This is a genomic window from Pseudomonas sp. CJQ_9 (assembly GCF_043106615.1).
In the GTDB taxonomy this organism is placed as follows: Bacteria; Pseudomonadota; Gammaproteobacteria; order Pseudomonadales; family Pseudomonadaceae; genus Aquipseudomonas; species Aquipseudomonas juntendi.
This window is the reverse complement of the sequence record NZ_JBICMS010000021.1, coordinates 1-19,644: the sequence shown is the minus strand read 5'-3', so window position 1 is coordinate 19,644 and position 19,644 is coordinate 1. Positions and strand designations below refer to the sequence as shown.

Genomic DNA, 19,644 nt, shown 5'->3' with positions numbered 1-19,644 from the left:
AATGCAAAAATTTCTCTTGATCGCGAGTCACCCAGACTCTCTGCTTAATTTTCGCGGGCCGCTACTCGACGCGCTACGTGCGAGTGGTATGCAGGTACATGTTGCGGCACCTGATCTCGGTCAGGGGACCAAGGTGCGGGCAGCGCTGGAATCCAGAGGTGTTACTGTGCATGACATCGCACTTCAGCGCGTTGGCTTGAATCCTCTGGCAGACCTTCGCTCGTTGCTGCAGCTTTGGCGTCTGATGCGCCTCCTTCGTCCTACCTATGCGATGGGGTATACCGTGAAGCCGGTAGTCTATGGGGCGATGGCCGCTTGGCTGGCGAGAGTTCCACGACGCTTTGCTCTGATCACAGGGCTGGGTTATGCCTTTCAACAGTCGGAGCAGGAAGGCAAGCGTGGTTTGGTGCGCAGAGTGGTGCAAACCCTCTACGCGACAGCCCTTCGTTGCACACATAAAGTGTTTTTTCAAAACCCGGACGACGAAGCTCTGTTTCGCTCGTTGAATCTTATCCCCGATCGGGTGCCATCTTGCGTTGTGAACGGATCCGGCGTCGACGTAGCATCGTTTGCAGTGATGCCTTTACCGCAAGCTCCACGCTTTTTGATGATCGCTCGACTGCTAGGGGATAAGGGTGTACGCGAATATGCCGCTGCTGCTCAGCAAGTCCGGCGACACCATCCGCAGGCTAGCTTTTCGTTGGTAGGTTGGATTGACGAGAATCCGGACGCTATTTCTCAGCACGAGCTCGATAGTTGGATAGCCGAGGGTACCGTACAGTACCTGGGGCGTTTGAGTGATGTTCGTCCCGCGATCGGAGATTGTAGTGTGTATGTATTGCCGTCCTATCGAGAAGGTACTCCGCGAACGGTGCTTGAAGCCATGGCAATGGGTCGACCTATCATAACCACCGATGCCCCGGGCTGTCGTGAGACGGTGAGGCCGGGAGACAATGGCATGCTGGTGGAAGTGAAAAGCGTAGAGCAATTGGTTGAGGCTATGACGCGGTTTGTGGTAGAGCCTGGCCTGGCATCACGCATGGGGCGTCGGTCTAGGGAGATTGCCGCGGATCGATATGACGTACACTCGGTAAACGCAGTCATGCTGGCCGAAATGGGTATCACCTCCTGGGTCCGCGCCGGGTGAATCATATGCGTACAGCCCACTATTGGGCTGGTCGCGCGTTAACTGAAGCTTGCATCGCGGTTTCAAATATTTATTCTGCGGGTCCGCCATCTGACGGCGACTCCGCTCTACCACTGCCCGCTAACCCGCTAAATAGGTGCATATTGTGCTGAATTCTCCTTTTTCCCCCTGGCCCTCATTTACAGCTGTTGAAGCTAATGCAGTAAGGGATGTCTTGCTGTCCAACCGAGTCAACTATTGGACGGGGGAAGAAGGACGAAAATTTGAGCATGCCTTTGCAGCTTACACCGGCTGCGCCCACGCGGTGGCTGTCACCAATGGTACCGTCGCGCTCGACTTGGCCCTCAAGGCCTTGGGTATCGGTGCCGGAGATGAGGTGGTGGTTACCCCGCGTACGTTTCTAGCATCTGTTTCCAGCATTGTGAATGCCGGGGCTGTTCCGGTTTTCGCTGAGATTGACCGTGATTCGCAAAACATTACGGCTGACACGATCAGTAAGGTCTTGAGTCCACGCACCCGCGCAGTGATCTGCGTCCATCTTGCAGGTTGGCCATGCGACATGGACCCCATCATGATGCTTGCCACTGCTCATAATTTGAAAGTCATCGAGGATTGTGCCCAAGCACACGGCGCACGCTATAAAGACCGCGCGGTGGGATCAATTGGCCATGTAGGCGCCTGGTCCTTCTGTCAGGACAAAATTATGACCACAGGTGGTGAGGGTGGAATGGTTACCACCAATGATCCCGAACTCTGGAAAAGCATGTGGGCGTTCAAGGATCATGGAAAGAGCTGGGATGCTGTGTACGAGCGGCAGCATGCGCCGGGTTTCCGCTGGTTACATGAGAGTTTTGGCACGAACTGGCGAATGATGGAAATGCAAGCGGTGATTGGTTCCATCCAGTTGGGGTTGATGCCAGAGTGGCATAAGAGCCGCCAACACAATGCCAGTCAGATTTGGGCGTGCGCGAGTGGCTTGCCAGCCTTGAGGGTCCCGCTGGTGCCAGAGAACTGTGAGCATGCCGCTTATAAATGCTACGTTTTTGTGGAGCCAGAAAAGCTGGCAACGGGATGGGACCGCGACCGAATCTTGCTGGAAATCAACAAGCGCGGTGTACCTGCATTTTCTGGATCATGTTCTGAGGTTTATCTGGAAAAAGCATTCGAAGGCACGGGCTGGGCTCCAGCGCAGCGTCTGGCTGTTGCTAAAGAACTTGGCGAGACCAGCCTTATGTTCCTCGTACATCCAACACTCACCGAGTCAGAAATACAAAAAACGTGTGAAGTACTGCGCGAAGTCATGGAGCACGCGGCTGCCTAGTCTGCAGTGGCTACAGAATGTTATTCACGTTGTTGCCGCGGCTGCACAGTGGCGCAGATTTCTAGATGAAAAGGTAATAGGATGAAGTCGACACCTCTGGCAATACCTGAAGTTATTTTGTTTGAGCCAAAAGTGTTTGGCGATGCACGAGGTTTTTTCTTCGAAAGTTTTAATCAGCGGGTATTTGAAGACGCCGTAGGTAGAACGGTGAACTTTGTTCAGGACAATCATTCAAAATCGAGTCGTCATGTGTTGCGCGGCTTGCATTACCAATTAAACCAGCCGCAAGGAAAGTTGGTGCGAGTGGTATCGGGTGAGGTGTTCGACGTTGCTGTGGATGTTCGGCGTTCCTCGCCGACCTTCGGTCGATGGGTAGGTGCCGTATTGTCTGAGGAAAACAAGCGCCAGATGTGGGTTCCTGAGGGGTTTGCCCATGGTTTCCTGGTGCTGTCAGAGCGTGCAGAATTTTTATACAAGACCACTGATTACTATGCGCCGGCATCCGAGCAGTGCGTGGCATGGGACGATCCTGAGATCGCAGTTGACTGGCCGCTGGAGGCCCTGCCTGTGCTCTCGGAAAAAGACAAGTTGGGCAAGCCTTTATCCATTGTTACTTGCTTTGATTAATGGCGCGGGAGTGCGTAGAGTCATGGTAAAACGCATAGTCGATATAGTAGCTTCGCTGTTTGGTCTTTTGATTTTAAGTCCGGTGATGCTCGTGCTCGCAGTGTGTATTCGCTACAAGTTGGGGGCGCCGGTGCTATTTCGTCAAGTGCGACCGGGGATGAATGGCAAACCTTTCAAAATGATTAAGTTTCGTTCCATGCGTGATGCGGTGGATGAACATGGGGCGCCCTTGCCAGACGACAAGCGCATGACGCCATTTGGCAGCTTTTTGCGTGCGTCTAGTCTGGATGAGTTGCCTGAGTTATGGAATGTGTTGAAGGGAGACATGAGTTTGGTAGGGCCTAGGCCTCTGCTTATGGAATATCTGCCGTTATACAGTCAAGAACAATATCGTCGTCATGCTGTTCGCCCAGGCGTGACAGGTTGGGCACAGGTCAACGGCCGCAATGCGCTTTCATGGGAAGAAAAATTTACGCTTGATGTGTGGTACGTCGACAATCGTTCAATGCTGTTGGATTTTAAGATTCTGTTACTGACCATTAAAAAGGTTCTTGTACGGGACGGGATCTCGGCTGAAGGGCAGGCCACCATGTCAAAATTCACCGGTTCACATAAATGAAAGCCCTTGCAATCCTTGGAGCAAGTGGCCATGGCAAAGTTGTGGCTGACCTGGCCGAATTGTGCGGTTGGCACAAAATCGACTTTTTTGACGATTGTTGGCCTGACCTGAAACGCAATGGTGCATGGACTGTGATGGGAAGCGGTGCTCAGTTGCTTGAGCTGCTCGAAAATTATCAAGGCGTGGTGGTTGCTATAGGTAACAATGCCGCGCGTGCGGAGAAGTTGCTGGAGTTGCAAAAATGCGGAGCGCGCGTGCCCGTTTTGATACACCCTGGCGCAGTAGTGAGTCGGCACGCGTCACTGGGTAGTGGTACGGTGGTATTTGCTGGTGCCGTGGTCAATGCGTTCACCACCGTCGGCCCTGGTGCCATCATTAATACTGGAAGCAGTGTCGATCATGACTGCGAGATCGGTGGCTATGTGCACCTGAGCCCTGGGGCCCGCCTTGCGGGTGGTGTCATCGTTGGTACCAGCAGTTGGATTGGTATCGGTGCCGTGGTAAGACAAATGGTCAAAATTGGTTGCAGGGCTACGGTCGGGGCTGGCGCTGCCGTAGTTTGCGACGTACCTGATGATGCCACCGTGGTCGGTGTTCCTGCGCGACCGTTCGTTCGGAAATGAAACCTCGCGGGTCCAAAAAATCTGCGTAAGGAGCCTCCCGCAACCCTGTTTGCTAGTTCGCGACGCATTATGGGGGGCGGTCCGGCTGGCTTTGAGTTGTTCGCACTCATCCTCTCTGGCCGTCGCTCAGCGTGCGGTGCAGGTGCCGGTCGGTGTGTAAAAAAACCGGGCATCAACTGTCTGTCAAGGGTTAATGCTGTTTTTGCACGCCAAGGGGCTGGAACGCTAGCTAAGGTGATAGTGAGAAGGTCGTATTGAATGTCACTTGGGAAAGTACTCAGAGGTTTTATGGATAAGCTGCGTGCAAGACTTCTTGGCCTACCTCGACGCCAAAAGCGGCTGATTCAGGTCGCCACAGATGTCATTCTTGTGTGGTTTGCCCTGTGGCTTGCATTTGTCGTGCGCTTGGGCATCGATGACTTGGCCAATCCTGTCCTCGACCACACTTGGCTGTTCGTCACCGCGCCGATCATCTCCATTCCGCTATTCATCCGTTTTGGCCTGTACCGGGCGGTGATGCGCTATTTCGGCAACGACGCACTGATCGCTATCATCAAAGCTGTGACCCTTTCGGCGCTGATTCAGGGTTTCATCATCTACTGGGCCAGCAACCACCAGAACGTAGTGCCACGATCAATCACCTTCAACTACTGGTGGTTGAGCCTGATAATGGTCGGTGGCCTGCGCCTGGCCATGCGCCAGTACTTTCTCGGTGACTGGTTTACCACTGCCGTACAGCACGTGCCTTTCGCCAACCGCGATGACGGCCTACCGCGAGTAGCTATCTACGGTGCCGGCGCAGCCGGTAACCAGCTTGTAGCGGCACTGCGCATGGGTAAGGTCATGCGCCCGGTAGCATTCATCGATGATGATGTCAGCATTACTGATCGCGTGATTGCCGGCCTACAGGTGTATCAACCAGGCCAAATACAACGCATGATCGACGATACGGCTGCGGCAGAAATCCTGCTGGCGCTGCCGTCCGTAAGCCGCAGTCGCCGCCGTGAAATTCTCAATTTGCTGGAGGGGTACCCTCTGCACGTGCGCAGTGTACCTGGCTTCATGGACCTGGCCAGCGGCCGGGTCAAGGTGGATGACATTCAGGAAGTGGACGTCGCTGACTTACTGGGGCGTGACGCGGTGCCTGCTCAAGCCGACCTTTTGCAGCACTGCATCATCGACCAAGCAGTAATGGTGACCGGAGCCGGAGGGTCCATCGGCTCGGAGTTGTGCCGCCAGATTCTTGGGCAGACACCGAGTACCCTGATTTTATACGAACACAGTGAATTCAATCTGTACACAATTGCGGGCGAACTGGAGCAACGCATCGCGCGCGAAGGCCTGTCCGTGCAGTTGATCCCCATCCTTGGCTCGGTACGCGACCAAGCGAAGATGCTGGACGTGATGCGCGCCTGGCAGGTAGATACGGTGTATCACGCTGCCGCCTACAAGCACGTGCCGATAGTCGAGCACAACATTGCAGAGGGCCTGTCGAATAACGTGTTTGGCACTCTGTACACCGCCCAAGCCGCGTTGCAGGCCGGGGTGGCGAACTTCGTACTGATTTCCACCGACAAGGCAGTTCGCCCTACCAATGTGATGGGCAGTACCAAGCGCCTGGCTGAGATGGTGCTGCAAGCGCTGAGCCGCGAATTGGCGCCAGTGCTGATGGGCGACACCAGCAATGTGTCGCAGGTGAACAAGACCCGCTTTACCATGGTGCGCTTCGGCAATGTGCTGGGCTCGTCTGGTTCCGTGATTCCGCTGTTCCACAAACAGATCCAGGCGGGCGGGCCTCTGACCGTGACCCACCCGAAAATTACCCGCTACTTTATGACCATCCCGGAGGCAGCGCAGTTGGTGATTCAGGCGGGCTCCATGGGGCAGGGTGGCGATGTTTTCGTGCTGGACATGGGGGAGCCGGTGAAGATTGTGGAACTGGCGGAAAAGATGATCCACCTGTCCGGTTTCAGCATCCGCTCCGAGCGCAACCCGCAGGGCGAAATTGCTATCAATTTTACTGGTTTGCGCCCTGGAGAGAAGCTTTATGAAGAGCTGCTGATCGGCGACAACGTGATTGCCACGCGCCACCCCATGATCATGAGCGCCAACGAAGACTATCTGCCATGGGACGTGCTGAAGCAACGCCTGGATGCTCTGCGTACGGCGACTGCGGTTGACGACTTCGCCACCGTACGTCAGTTGTTGCGTGAAACTGTGAGCGGTTACGTGCCAGGCGGGGATATTGTCGATTGGCTGTACCAGCGCCGGCGGCTGGAGCCCTGAGCGCTTTAACTACAAACAGAAGAGGCGTTGCCGGCAAAAGGAGCGCCAACATGAACTTCCAACGTTGCGAAGTTTGAATGCGGGAAATAGGAAGAACTGAACGATGACTATTCTGGTAACTGGTGGTGCAGGTTTCATTGGCGCGAATTTCGTGCTGGACTGGCTGGCCAGTAGCGATGAACCCGTGGTCAACCTCGACAAACTCACCTATGCTGGCAACCTGCAAACCCTGAGCAGCCTGCAAGGTGACGAGCGCCACATCTTCGTGCATGGCGACATTGGTGACTCCGAACTGGTAGCACGTCTGCTCAAAGAACATCAACCACGCGCCATCGTCAACTTCGCCGCCGAATCACACGTCGACCGTTCGATCCACGGCCCGGAAGATTTCATCGAAACCAACATCGTCGGCACTTTCCGCCTGCTGGAGTCCGTACGCGCCTACTGGGGCGCCTTGGCAGAACCGGCACGCCAGGCGTTCCGCTTCCTGCACGTGTCCACCGACGAAGTATACGGTTCGCTGGCTGCCGACGAACCAGCCTTTACGGAGAACCACCAGTACCAGCCCAACAGCCCGTACTCCGCCAGCAAGGCCGCCAGCGACCACCTGGTGCGCTCCTACCACCACACCTACGGCCTGCCGGTGCTGACCACCAACTGCTCGAACAACTATGGCCCGTATCATTTCCCGGAAAAGCTCATCCCGCTGATGATCGTCAATGCTTTGGCCGGTAAACCGCTGCCGGTGTATGGCGATGGCCAGCAGATCCGTGACTGGCTGTATGTGAAAGACCACTGCAGCGCCATCCGGCGCGTACTGGAAGCTGGCCAAACCGGCGAGGTTTACAACGTCGGCGGCTGGAACGAGAAGCCCAATTTGGAAATCGTCAACCGCGTTTGCGCATTGCTGGACGAACTGCGCCCCCGTGAAGACGGTAAACCTTATGCTGAACAGATCGCCTACGTCACCGACCGCCCTGGCCACGACCGCCGCTACGCCATTGATGCGCGCAAGCTGGAGCGTGAGCTGGGCTGGAAACCGGCGGAAACCTTTGAAACCGGCATTCGCAAAACCGTAGAGTGGTATCTCGACAATCAGGACTGGGTGCAGAACGTTCAGTCCGGCAGTTACCGTGACTGGGTCGAGAAGAACTACGCAGGGCGCTCGGAATGAAGATTCTGCTTCTGGGCAAGGATGGCCAGGTAGGTTGGGAATTGCAGCGTAGCCTGGCGCCATTGGGCGACGTGCTGGCACTGAACTCCCGAAGCCAGAGCCATTGTGGCGATCTGGCCAACCTGTCGGGTTTGGCCGAGACCGTAATTACCTTCGCTCCTGATGTCATCGTCAATGCGGCTGCCTATACCGCCGTAGACAAGGCCGAAACCGAGCGCGACCAGGCCTTCAAGGTCAATGCCCAGGCCGTTGGCGTGTTGGCTCGGGCCGCTGCCGAGTGTGGCGCGCTGCTGGTGCACTATTCGACCGACTATGTGTTCCCGGGGGAGGGCAGCGCGCCTTGGCGTGAAGAGGATGCTGTCGGCCCGCTGAACGTCTATGGCCAGAGCAAGCTGGCTGGCGAGCAAGCCATCCTGGATGCCGGCTGCCATTACCTGGTTTTCCGGACCTGCTGGGTGTATGCGGCGCGCGGCAACAACTTCGCCAAGACCATGTTGCGGCTGGCGGGCGAGCGCGAGAGCCTGGGGGTAATCGATGACCAGTACGGTGCGCCGACCGGCGCCGATCTGATTGCGGACATTACCGCGCATGCTATTACCGCGACCCGCGCCAACCCCGCGCTGGCTGGGGTTTATCACTTGGCGGCCGGCGGCGAGACCACTTGGTGTCGATTTGCCCGCTTTGTGCTGGAGCAGGCTGCAGCACAGGGTGTGCCATTGAAAGCCCACGCCGAACAGGTCAACCCGCTGGCCACCGCTGCCTACCCAACACCGGCCAAGCGGCCGGCCAACTCGCGGCTGGACACCACCAAACTGCAGAAAGCCTTTGCCCTGACCCTGCCAGACTGGCGCCAGGGAGTGGCCCGCATGCTCACGGAAATCTACGAGAAATGACTACCATGAACCGTAAAGGCATTATTTTGGCGGGTGGCTCGGGTACCCGACTGCACCCAGCGACTCTGGCGATTTCCAAACAGCTGTTGCCGGTGTATGACAAGCCGATGATCTACTACCCGCTAAGCACGCTGATGCTGGCGGGTATTCGCGATATCCTGATCATTTCCACGCCGCAAGACACCCCGCGATTCGAGCAGTTGCTGGGTGACGGTCACCGCTGGGGCATCAATATCACCTACGCCGTACAGGCCTCACCTGATGGTTTGGCGCAGGCGTTCCTGATCGGCGAGTCGTTCATTGGCAATGACCTGTCGGCCCTGGTGCTGGGTGACAACATCTATTACGGCCACGACTTCCAAGCCTTGCTGGGTAATGCCATGCAGCGTAGCGACGGTGCCAGCGTGTTCGCTTACCACGTTCAAGATCCAGAACGTTACGGCGTAGTCGAGTTCGACAGTCAGGGTAAAGCGGTCAGCCTGGAAGAGAAGCCCGCCAAGCCAAAATCCAGCTATGCCGTGACCGGTTTGTACTTCTACGACAAAGACGTGGTCGAAATTGCCAAAGGCATCAAGCCGTCGCCGCGGGGTGAGCTTGAGATCACCGACCTCAATCGTGTTTACCTGGAACAGAGCCGTTTGTCGGTGGAAATAATGGGCCGCGGTTATGCCTGGCTGGACACTGGCACGCATGACTCATTGCTCGAAGCCAGTGGTTACATCGCCACCATCGAGCGCCGCCAGGGCCTGAAAGTGGCATGCCCGGAAGAGGTAGCGTTCCGTCAGGGCTGGATTGATGCCCAGCAGTTGGAGCAGTTGGCTGCACCGTTGGCCAAGAACGGCTACGGTCAATACCTTCAGCGCCTGATCCGCGATACGATTTACTGAGCATCGCTAACAGCGGCGGGCTTTGCCTGCTGAGCGGGGAAACTCTACGGGGTGCACGGCTTGCCATGCGCCCCGTTTCATTCCCTCAGGGTTTTCGCCCCCCCGCAACCCGCGTATCATCCGCACACACAAATCTGGACATTCGCACGCCAGCTCAGACCAATCGTCTTGCGCCCCCCGCGTGCATGCTGCTTCAGGTAACCAGACAATCATCAGTGACATACAACGCCGGCCCGTTTCATGGCCCGGCCAGGCATGCCGGCTGTCCAGCGGATGGGACGCTGCCCGATGAGATTTGAAGGAATAGGTTTTGATCAAGCGTAGAAAGGTTGCAATCGTTGGCAGTGCGTACCGCTTCCCTGGCTCTTCCAATGCCGGCTTCTGGCAAAACCTGATGCAAGGCCGTGACCTGGTGACACAGGTCGACCCGTCGCGCTGGGACAAGCGCGAGTTCCTGCACCCGGACAAGGCCAGCCCCGCAAGCAGCTATACCTTCGCTTCCGGCACGCTGGGCGATATCAGTGGGTTCGACGCCAGCTTCTTCAGTATTTCGCCCCGCGAAGCCGCGATGATGGACCCGCAGCAGCGCATGCTGCTGGAAATGTGCTGGGAAACCTTCGAAAACGCCGGCATCAAGCCCTCCAGCCTGCGCGGCAGCAACTGCGGCGTGTACCTGGGCATTGCGGGTGTCGAGCAGTCCTACCGCCTGCTCGAAGACCTCTCGTCCATCGATGGCGCCACGGCCACCGGCAATACCATGAGCATCGCGGCCAACCGTTTGTCGTTTTTCTACGACCTACGTGGGCCGAGCATGGCGATTGACACGGCGTGTTCGTCGTCGCTGGTGGCCTTCCACCAGGCCTGCCAGGCGATTCTCAGCGGCGATGTCGACCAGGCTGTAACCGGCGGCATCAGCCTGCACATGCACCCGTTCGGCTTCATGATCTTCGCCAAGGCCACCATGCTGTCGCGCACCGGCCGCTGCCAGTCGTTCGACGAAAACGGCGACGGCTACGCGCGCTCCGAAGGGGGCGGGCTGTTCCTGCTCAAGGACTACGACCAGGCGGTGGCCGACGGCAACACCATTTTGGCGGTGGTAGCGGCCAGCGCAGTGAACACCGACGGGCGCAAGTCCAGCCTGACCCTGCCCAATGCCGAAGCCCAGGCAGCCTTGCTCAAGCGCGCCTACGCCCAGGCCGGCATCGCCCCCGAGCAACTCGATTACCTGGAAGCACACGGCACCGGTACTGCCGTTGGGGACCCGATCGAAACCCGTGCCATCGGCGAGGCACTGGGCCAGGCGCGTGGCGCCGGCAACCCGCTGCCGATCGGTTCGGTAAAAAGCAACCTCGGCCACCTGGAAGCCGCTTCCGGCGCGGCCGGCCTTATGAAAGCGCTGAACTGCCTGAGCGAGCGCACCGTGCCGGCCACCATTGGCGTGCAGGCATTGAACCCGAACATCGCCTTTGCCGACCTCAACCTGCAGGTGGTTACCGAGCCGTTGCCGTTGAAGGCCGAAGGCCAGCTGACCGTGGGTGTGAACTCGTTCGGCTTTGGCGGGGCCAACGCCCACGTCATTCTGCAAAGCCCTGAACCGCAGCCGCCTGCTGTAGCTGCGGCCAGCGGCCAGCGGGTGCCGTTGTTGCTCAGCGCCAAGAGCGAAGAAGGGCTGCGGGCCACGGCAGAGCGCTTTGCCGCCTACCTGGCCGGGCAGCCACAGGTCGACTATTACGATGTCGCCTACCAGGCCATGTACCGCCGCGACGCCCATAACCACCGCCTGCTGCTGGTCAGCGACAATGCGGCCGAAGCCGCCCAGGCGCTGGACGACTACGCCCAGGACCCTTCACTCAGCGAGTTGAGCGCGGTACTGGAAGCCGGCCAGGCGCTGGATGGCGCCTCGGCGCCGGTGTTCGTCTACTCCGGTAACGGTTCGCAATGGCAGGGCATGGGCCGGGCAATGCTCGACCAGCCGCTGTTTGCTGCGGCAGTGGCCGAAGTGGACGCGCTGTTCCAGCCCTTGGCCGGCTATTCGTTGCGCGCCGAGCTGTTGGGGGAAAACGGCGAAGGCCGCTACGCCCGTACCGAAATTGCCCAGCCGGCGCTTTTTGCCCTGCAAGTGGCGGTTACCAAGGTGCTGGCGGCCGAAGGCATCACGCCGGTGGCGGTGGTTGGCCACAGCGTGGGTGAAGTGGCCGCGGCCTGGGCCAGCGGCGCGCTTAGCCTGGAAGACGCCACCCAGGTCATCTACCACCGCAGCCGCCTGCAAGGGCTGACCCGGGGCACCGGGCAGATGACTGCGGTCGGCCTGCCCGGCGAGGCCACGGCCCAGCTGATCGGTGAACTGAAGCTGGACGGCCGCCTGGTGGTGGCTGGCGAGAACAGCGCCCGTGGCGCCACCGTGGCGGGTGACGTAGACGCCCTGGCGGTGCTGGAAGCGGACCTGGCCGAGCGCCAGGTGTTCGCCCGCCGCCTGGACCTGGACTACGCCTTCCACTCGCCGGCGATGAACCCCATCGAGCAGGCCGTTATCGCGGACCTGGCGCACATTCAGCCGCGTGCAACGCACACGCCGTTCTACTCCACCGTGGTCGGCGGCCAGCTGGCCGGCGAGCGCCTGGACAGCCAGTACTGGTGGCAGAACATTCGTTTCCCGGTGCTGTTCCAGGGCGCGCTGGCCGCGCTGGTACGCAGCGGCCTGAACCTGTTCGTTGAAGTGGGCCCGCACGCCATCCTGCGCAGCTACGTCAGTGACGTGCTGAACGAATGCGACCAAGCCGGGCAGGTGGTGGCCACCCTCAAACGCAACGACCACAGCCCGCTGCTGCTGGAGCGGACCGTCGCGCGCCTGCTGATCGCCGCTGTGGAGCCACAATGGCCGGTGCGCTTCCCGGTGGCCGGGCGCCCGCTGCGCCTGCCCAACTACGCCTGGCAGCATGACCACTTCAGCTTGCCCGTGAGTGCCGAGGCCAATGGCCAACTGACCCACGAACGCGTACACCCGCTGCTCGGCTACCCGGTACCCGACCGGGCGCTGACCTGGGAAAACCGCCTGGATACCCAGCAGTACCCGACCCTGGCCGACCACAAGGTCGGTGAGTCGGTACTGTTCCCGGGGGCAGGCTTTACCGAGCTGGCCCTAGCGGTAGCGCAACTGCACCAGCCGGGCGAGTTCGTTGATATCGAAGAGCTGGAAATTCATAACCCGCTGCTGTTGAGCAGCGACAGCAGCAAGAAGGTGCGCGTGCAGGTCGAAGAGGCCGATGGCACCTTGCGTATCAGCTCGCGCACGTTGATGCACCGCGAAGAGTGGGTGCAGCACGTGGTCGCCCGCCTGCCGGGCGAAGCGCGTGGTGTGCTGCTGGACGCCCGCGCCCCGGCACTGCCGGCGCGCCCGGCCGATTTCACCCGCGAGCAGCACCTGGCCATGACCTGCGCGGTCGGCCTGAACTACGGCCCCGCCTACCAGACGGTAGCCGCCGCCTGGGTGGAGCCCGAGCGGGTACTGGCGCAGTTGACCGTGCCGCCGGCCATCGAACACGAGCTGGCCAGCCTGCACCTGCACCCGGCACTGCTGGACGGTGCATTCCAGCTGATTACCGAGCTGCTGGCCAGCCGCCCGGGCCGCAATGATGGCCTGGCCTTCATCCCGGTCAAGCTGGGGCGTATTGCCTTCACCAACGCCGGCGGCGTGCCGGTGCTGGCCGAAGTACGCCAGCGCAAACGCACTGCGCACTCGCTGCTGGTCGATTTCACCCTGTTCGATGCCAGCGGCACGGCCGTGGTGGCGATCAAGGATGCGCGCATGCGTGCCGTACGCCTGCAATACGATCGTGCTGGCGACATCAAGCGCATGGGCCATGTGGGCCTGGCGGCGCCGGGCAAGGTCGTGCCGTTGCAGCGCCTGGCCGTGTCGACCACGCCATTGGCCGAGGCCCTGCACAGCCTCGCCTACGAGCCGGCGCAAGCGCGCTACCTGAATGAAGTAGAGCCGCTGCTGGACGTGCTGTGCAGCAGCTTCGTGCTGGACGTGGTGGAGCAAGCGGGTGGTTGCCTGAGCGCCGAACAGGTGGCGCTGTGGTCGCAGGGCCAGGGTGACTACCTGGCCACCTTGCTGCGCCACGCCGAGCAGGACGGCAGCCTGTTGCACAATGCCGACGGCGGCTGGCAACTGGCCGACCTGGGTGAGCGCCCGGCCTCGGAGGCTATCTGGCAAGAGCTGTTCCAGAGCTACCCCGAGTACTTCCAGATCATCCATACCGTGGGCCGTGTTGGCCGCCACCTGCCGGCCTTGCTCGACGGCAGCGCGCTGTTCGATACCCTGCAGCCGCGGGAAACCAGCGCTGCCAACCTGGCGCGCCTGGTGCTGGGGGCGGCGGGGCAGCAGCGCGTGCTCAACGGCATTCGCCAGACCCTGGCCGAGCGCCTGGCACAGTTGCCAGCCGGCCAGCGCCTGCGCGTGCTGGAAATCGGCTTTGGCGGTGCCTCGTTCGCCGAACTGCTGTACGCCGGCCTGGATTTCGACCGCCTCGATTACACCTATTGCGTAGCCGAGCCCGAGCTTGAGCAGCGCCTGGGTGACGATTGCCCGGCGCTGCAGGTACTGGGCCTGGAGCAATTGGCCGAGGCAGGCAGTTTCGACTGGGTGTTGGTGCCTACCGACCTGGGTGCACTGGGCGCGGTTGGCGATGCCTTGCGCCTGGCCTGTGGCCAGCTCAACCCGCACGGCCAGCTGGCCCTGCTGGGCCAGCACCCGGCCCGTTGGGTCGACTTTGTCTTCGGTGCCCAGCCCGCTTGGTGGTTGGCCGGCCCGCAACAGGCCCTGTCCCGGCAGCAAGCCCCGGCGTTCTGGCGCCATGAACTGCAGCGTCATGGCCTGGCTGCGCTACAAACACTCGAGGCCATGCCGGGCAGCGCCTGTGGCAGCTACCTGCTGTTGGCCGACAAACCGGCCGCAGCCACAGCCGCAGCCGCCATCAGCATGCAGCGCTGGGCGTTGCTTGCCGAAGCAGGGCAGGCCGCGGCGCTGAGCCTGGCCGAGCAATTGCGCGCCCACGGCCAGCAGGTCGACCTGCTGCTGCCGGGGGATGCCCAGGCCCTGGCTGCCCAGCTTGGCGCCCTGGGCCAGGCCCCGGAGCACGTGCTGCACCTGGCTGGCTTCGACGGCGGTACCGGGCTGGATGGCCAGGCGGCGCGCTGCATGCTGGCCGCCGACCTGGTACAGGCCTGTGAGTCGCTGGGCATTGCGCCCCAATGCTGGCTGTTCAGCCGCGGGGCCGCCGAGCACCTGTACGGTGCCGACACTGCCACCGACCTGGCGGGCATCGCCGATGCCGCGCTGTGGGGCTTTGGCCGTACCTTGGCCAACGAGTCGCCCACCTGCCGTATTCGCTTGCTTGACCTGGCACACGCTGCAGCGGTCGAGTTGGCGCTCCCGGCGTTGCTGCATGCCGACAGCGAAACCGAGTTGGCCCTGGATGCCCAAGGCCGTCGCTATGTGCCGCGCCTGCGGGTGTTGGCCGACCAGCCGCGCAGCAGTGGCAACCAGGGGCAGTGGATTTGCCTGGGCTTCGACCTGCCTGGCCAGTTGCGCAACCTGCGCTGGGAAGTGCGCGAGCCACGCCAGCCAGCGGCAGACGAGCTGGATATCGCCGTACGTGCCACCGGCCTCAACTTCCGCGACGTGATGTTCGCCCTTGGCCTGTTGTCGGACGAAGCCATCGAGAACGGTTTCTCCGGCCCCACCCTGGGCTTTGAGTTTGCCGGTGTGGTGCAAGGCAAGGGTGCCGATGTGGTGGGCGATTTCGCCCCGGGTGACCGGGTAGTGGGCTTTGGCCCCTGCAGCTTTGCCAACCGCTTGGTGACCAACGCCAATGCCGTGGCGCGTATCCCAGACGGGATGTCGTTCGAGGCAGCAGCGACCATTCCTAGTACCTTCTTCACCGTGTACTACGCGCTGCACCACCTGGCGCGCCTGGAGCCCGGCGAAAAAGTGCTGATTCATGGCGCTGCCGGTGGTGTGGGCATTGCTGCCATCCAGATCGCCAAGTGGCTGGGGGCAGAAATCCATGCCACTGCCGGCAGCGACGAGAAACGCGACTTCCTGCGCCTGCTGGGTGTGGACCACGTGTACGACTCGCGTTCGCTGGCCTATGCCGACCAGGTGCTGGCGGCCACCGCTGGGCGTGGCGTGGACGTGGTGCTGAATTCGCTGGCCGGTGAGGCCATCAACCGCAACTTCCAGGTGCTGAAACCGTTTGGCCGCTTCCTTGAACTGGGCAAGCGCGACTTCTATCAGAACACCCGCATCGGCCTGCGCCCGTTCCGCAACAACATCAGCTACTTCGGGATCGATGCCGACCAGCTGATGAGCGAGCGGCCAGCGCTCACCCGCCGGCTCTTTGCCGAAATGATGGGCCTGTTTGCCCAAGGCATCCTGCACCCGTTGCCGTTCCGCGAGTTCGACGCCAACCAGGTGGTCGAGGCCTACCGCTACATGCAGCAGGCGCGGCAGATCGGCAAGGTGGTGGTGACCTACGCGAACCCGATTCAGCAGACCGTCGACACCCGTACGCAACCAACGCCTGCCATGCAGCTGGCGGCCGATGGCTGCTACCTGGTCACCGGTGGCCTTGGCGGCTTTGGCCTGCGCACGGCGCAGTGGCTGATCGACAAGGGGGCACGCCACCTGGTGCTGCTGGGCCGCCGCGGCCCGGCCAGCGCCGAAGCCCAGCCGCAGCTGGCGCAATGGCAAGCCCAAGGGGTTGATGTGCAGGCGCTGGCCTGCGACATCACCGACCGTGGGCAACTGCAGGGTGTGTTCGCCCGCATCGCTGCCAGCCCATGGCCACTGCGTGGCCTGGTGCATGCAGCAACCGTGATCGACGACAGCCTGATCCGCAACCTTGACGCAGAGCAGCTGCGCCGCGTGCTGGAGCCCAAGGCCAAGGGCGCGCAATACCTGCATGAGCTGACCCAGGGCCTGGCGCTGGACTTCTTCGTGATGTTCTCCTCGGCCACCACGCTGTTCGGCAACCCCGGCCAGGCCAACTATGTGGCGGCCAACCACTGGCTTGAAGCCTTGGCGCGGCACCGCTTGGCCAAGGGCCAGGCGGCCACTGCGGTGCTGTGGGGCGCCATCGACGATGTCGGCTTCCTGGCGCGCAACAGCCAGATCAAGGACGCCCTGCAAAGCCGCATGGGTGGCGCCGCGTTGCGCGCCGAAGCGGCCCTGGCCCAGCTCGAAGCCATGTTGCTGGCGGGCGACAACGGCCACGGCGTGCTGGAGCTGGACTTCAAGGCGCTGGCGCGCTTCCTGCCGAGTGCCGCCACGCCACGCTTTGCCGAGCTGGCCCGCGCCTATGGGGGTGACCAGGAGGACGAAGGCACCAGCGAGGACATCCAGCGCATGCTGGCGGAACTGGACGATGCCGAACTGCTCGAACGCTTCGCCGACATGCTCAAGCACGAGGTGTGCGAGATTCTGCGCCTGCCACCGGCCCGCCTCGACGCCCAGCGGCCATTGCAGGAGCTGGGCCTCGATTCGCTGATGAGTGTGGAGCTGGTGGTGGCTTTGGAGGAGCGTTTCGGTATTCGCCTGCCGGTGATGGAGCTGAGCGACAACTCCAGCATCGACAAGCTGGCGGTACGCCTGCTGGAGCTGCTGCGCGGTGAAGCGGCCAGCGGCGAAGAGCAACTGGCGCAGAACGTGCTTGCCCGCCATGGCGGCGAGCACAGTGCCGAAGAGATAGCGCAGCTGAACGCAGCCTTGGCTGACCGCAACGCGGCACCCAACCGTTTGATTGATTAAGAGTGCCAGATGACAGCCAAAACCCCGACCGGCCTTGGTGGTGATGCCAAGCAACGCCTGATCCAGCAAGCCCTTGCCCGCCGCCGCCAAGGGGCGGCCGATGGCGGGCAGGGCGCCACTCTGGAGCAGGTGCAGCAGGCAGCCTTGAAGGTGCCAGAGGCGCATTACCGCTTTGACCTGCACCCGGGGTATCAGCAACTGCGGGTGATCCAGCAAGGGGCGATGCGCCTGGGCTTGAGCAACCCGTTCTTCCGCTTGCACCAAGGCACGGCGGGGGCTCAGACGCAGATCGGCGAGCAGCAGTACCTCAACTTTGCCAGCTACAACTACCTGGGCTATTCCGGCCACCCGAGCGTGGCCGAAGCGGCCAAGGTGGCCATCGACCGCTACGGCACCTCGGTGTCGGCCAGCCGCCCGGTGTCGGGGGACCGCCCGCTGCACCGCGAGCTGGAGCGCGAACTGGCGAGGTTGTACGAGGTGGACGATGCGGTGGTGATGGTCAGTGGCCACGCCACCAATGTCACCACCATCGGCTACCTGTTCGGCCCGCGTGACCTGGTGGTGCATGACGAGCTGATCCACAACAGCGTGTTGCAGGGCATCCAGCTGTCTGGCGCCCGCCGCCTGAGTTTCGCCCACAACGACTGGCAGGCGCTGGACCGTTTGCTGGGCGAGCAGCGCCAGCATTTCGAGCGGGTGCTGGTGGTGGTGGAAGGCATCTACAGCATGGATGGCGACTACCCCGAATTGCCCCGTTTCGTCGAGCTCAAGCACAAGCACAAAGTCTTCCTGATGGTGGATGAAGCGCATTCGCTGGGGGTGATGGGGGCGACGGGCAAAGGCATTCGCGAGCACTTTGGCCTGGCGGGCAATGATGTTGATATCTGGATGGGGACATTGAGCAAGACCCTGGCCAGCTGCGGTGGTTACATTGCCGGCAGCACGGCCTTGATCGAGCACCTGAAGTTTCTGGCACCGGGCTTTTTGTACAGCGTGGGCATGCCCCCGGCGGTGACCGCCGCCGCCCTGGCGGCGTTGCGGCTGCTGGCCGATGATCACCAACGTGTTGCGCAGGTACAGGCGCGTGGCGAGTTGTTCCTGCGCCTGGCGCGGGAAGCGGGGTTGGACACGGCGACCAGTACTGGCCTGGCGGTGATCCCGGTGATTACCGGCAGTTCGTTCAAGGCCGGGCGGTTGTCCAGCGCGTTGTTCGAACGCGGCATCAACGCCCAGCCGATCTTGTACCCGGCGGTGCCGGAGCATTCGGCGCGGGTGCGGTTTTTTGTGTCTTGCGAGCATACCGAAGCGCAGATACGGCATACCGTGGCGGTGGTGGCGGAAGAGATGGCACGGTTGGGGTGAGGTTGAGGCCTACAACCAAATCGCATCCCAATGCGGGTAGTTGCCGACACGGGCAGCCAGGCCAGCCCTGACCGGGTTGGCGATGATGTAACGGGCGGCCGTGAGCAGGTCATCATCCTTGCGCATGGCGCGATCGCAGTAGCCCGCCTGCCAGATGGGCAGGGCTGTGACCCCGGCCTTGCGCAAGGCAAGGCTGGACCTGGATTTGAAGCGGCGCATCAAGGTCGCCAGGGTTACCTGTTTGAGTTCAATGAGCCAGTGCACATGGTCGGGCATGACCACCCATGCCAGGGTGACGCAGCTGTTTTCCCGATCTGCTTGGCGCAGGTGGTTGACGACCAGCCTGGCGAGGATGAGGTTGTGGAACAGAGGGCGGCGCTGGTGCGTGACGGTGGTCAGCATGTACGACCTGCCGGGCTGGGAAACCCTGTGGCGGCGTAGGTGCTGGGCGTGTGCGTAGTGCATGTGTTGGTCCTCGCGTTCATGGTAGCCCAGCCAGCGTAGTTGCCTTGTTGGGGTGGGTGCGGATCCAACCGTTTCAGCATGTGCACCATTGGCCACCCCCCCGATCCAGGGCGGCCGCCGCCCAATGTAGGAGTGGCTTTAGCCACGAATGCGGTGGTGGCGGCAACGGTGAATACCCAGCAGATATTGGCCAGCAGACCCGGCCCTTTCGCGGGTGAACCCGCTCCTACATTGGGCGGGGTACACCGCCCAATGTAGGAGTGGCTTTAGCCACGAATACGGTGGTGGCGGCAACGGTGAATACCCAGAAGACATTGGCCAGCAGGCCCGGCCCATTCGCGGGTGAACCCGCTCCTACATCGGGCGGGGTACACCGCCCAATGTAGGAGTGGCTTTAGCCACGAATACGGTGGTGGCGGCAACGGTGAAT

Annotated in this window: 12 protein-coding genes; 11 read left to right on the top strand and 1 reads right to left on the bottom strand. The window is 61.3% G+C overall.

What is annotated here, in order from left to right:
- The first annotated feature begins 1 nt into the window (after position 1).
- From ACF8SD_RS03205 to ACF8SD_RS03155, 11 genes are all read left to right on the top strand, one after another.
- Complete coding sequence (locus ACF8SD_RS03205; protein ID WP_392483799.1) at positions 2 to 1,147, top strand: glycosyltransferase family 4 protein; 1,146 nt, start codon at positions 2 to 4, stop codon at positions 1,145 to 1,147.
- Between the two features lie 145 nt (positions 1,148 to 1,292).
- Positions 1,293 to 2,468 carry a DegT/DnrJ/EryC1/StrS family aminotransferase gene (locus ACF8SD_RS03200; protein ID WP_392483798.1) on the top strand — a complete coding sequence of 392 codons (1,176 nt, stop codon included), beginning with the start codon at positions 1,293 to 1,295 and terminating at the stop codon, positions 2,466 to 2,468.
- An 81-nt stretch (positions 2,469 to 2,549) separates the two neighbouring features.
- Entirely contained in the window at positions 2,550 to 3,095 is a 546-nt protein-coding gene (gene rfbC / locus ACF8SD_RS03195; protein WP_392483797.1) for a dTDP-4-dehydrorhamnose 3,5-epimerase, read from the top strand.
- A gap of 22 nt (positions 3,096 to 3,117) precedes the next feature.
- Positions 3,118 to 3,714 carry a sugar transferase gene (locus ACF8SD_RS03190; protein WP_392483796.1) on the top strand — a complete coding sequence of 199 codons (597 nt, stop codon included), beginning with the start codon at positions 3,118 to 3,120 and terminating at the stop codon, positions 3,712 to 3,714.
- Complete coding sequence (locus ACF8SD_RS03185; RefSeq protein WP_392483795.1) at positions 3,711 to 4,337, top strand: acetyltransferase; 627 nt, start codon at positions 3,711 to 3,713, stop codon at positions 4,335 to 4,337. The genes ACF8SD_RS03190 and ACF8SD_RS03185 overlap by 4 nt, the downstream gene beginning before the upstream one ends.
- A 288-nt stretch (positions 4,338 to 4,625) precedes the next feature.
- Complete coding sequence (locus tag ACF8SD_RS03180) at positions 4,626 to 6,623, top strand: polysaccharide biosynthesis protein (RefSeq protein WP_392483794.1); 1,998 nt, start codon at positions 4,626 to 4,628, stop codon at positions 6,621 to 6,623.
- 103 nt (positions 6,624 to 6,726) lie between these two features.
- Entirely contained in the window at positions 6,727 to 7,797 is a 1,071-nt protein-coding gene (gene rfbB / locus ACF8SD_RS03175; RefSeq protein ID WP_392483793.1) for a dTDP-glucose 4,6-dehydratase, read from the top strand.
- Positions 7,794 to 8,690: a dTDP-4-dehydrorhamnose reductase gene (gene rfbD, locus ACF8SD_RS03170; protein WP_392483792.1), complete on the top strand. Its 897-nt coding sequence runs from the start codon at positions 7,794 to 7,796 to the stop codon at positions 8,688 to 8,690. The genes rfbB and rfbD overlap by 4 nt, the downstream gene beginning before the upstream one ends.
- A 5-nt stretch (positions 8,691 to 8,695) precedes the next feature.
- Positions 8,696 to 9,577 (top strand): glucose-1-phosphate thymidylyltransferase RfbA, encoded by an 882-nt coding sequence (rfbA, locus tag ACF8SD_RS03165; RefSeq protein WP_392483816.1) that lies wholly within the window; start codon positions 8,696 to 8,698, stop codon positions 9,575 to 9,577.
- Between the two features lie 310 nt (positions 9,578 to 9,887).
- Entirely contained in the window at positions 9,888 to 17,387 is a 7,500-nt protein-coding gene (locus ACF8SD_RS03160) for an SDR family NAD(P)-dependent oxidoreductase (protein WP_392483790.1), read from the top strand.
- 9 nt (positions 17,388 to 17,396) lie between these two features.
- Complete coding sequence (locus ACF8SD_RS03155) at positions 17,397 to 18,749, top strand: aminotransferase class I/II-fold pyridoxal phosphate-dependent enzyme (RefSeq protein ID WP_392483788.1); 1,353 nt, start codon at positions 17,397 to 17,399, stop codon at positions 18,747 to 18,749.
- A 9-nt stretch (positions 18,750 to 18,758) separates the two neighbouring features.
- Here the strand turns inward: ACF8SD_RS03155 and ACF8SD_RS03150 are convergent, their stop codons facing one another.
- Entirely contained in the window at positions 18,759 to 19,214 is a 456-nt protein-coding gene (locus ACF8SD_RS03150) for a transposase (RefSeq protein WP_392483787.1), read from the bottom strand.
- Positions 19,215 to 19,644: the final 430 nt, after the last annotated feature.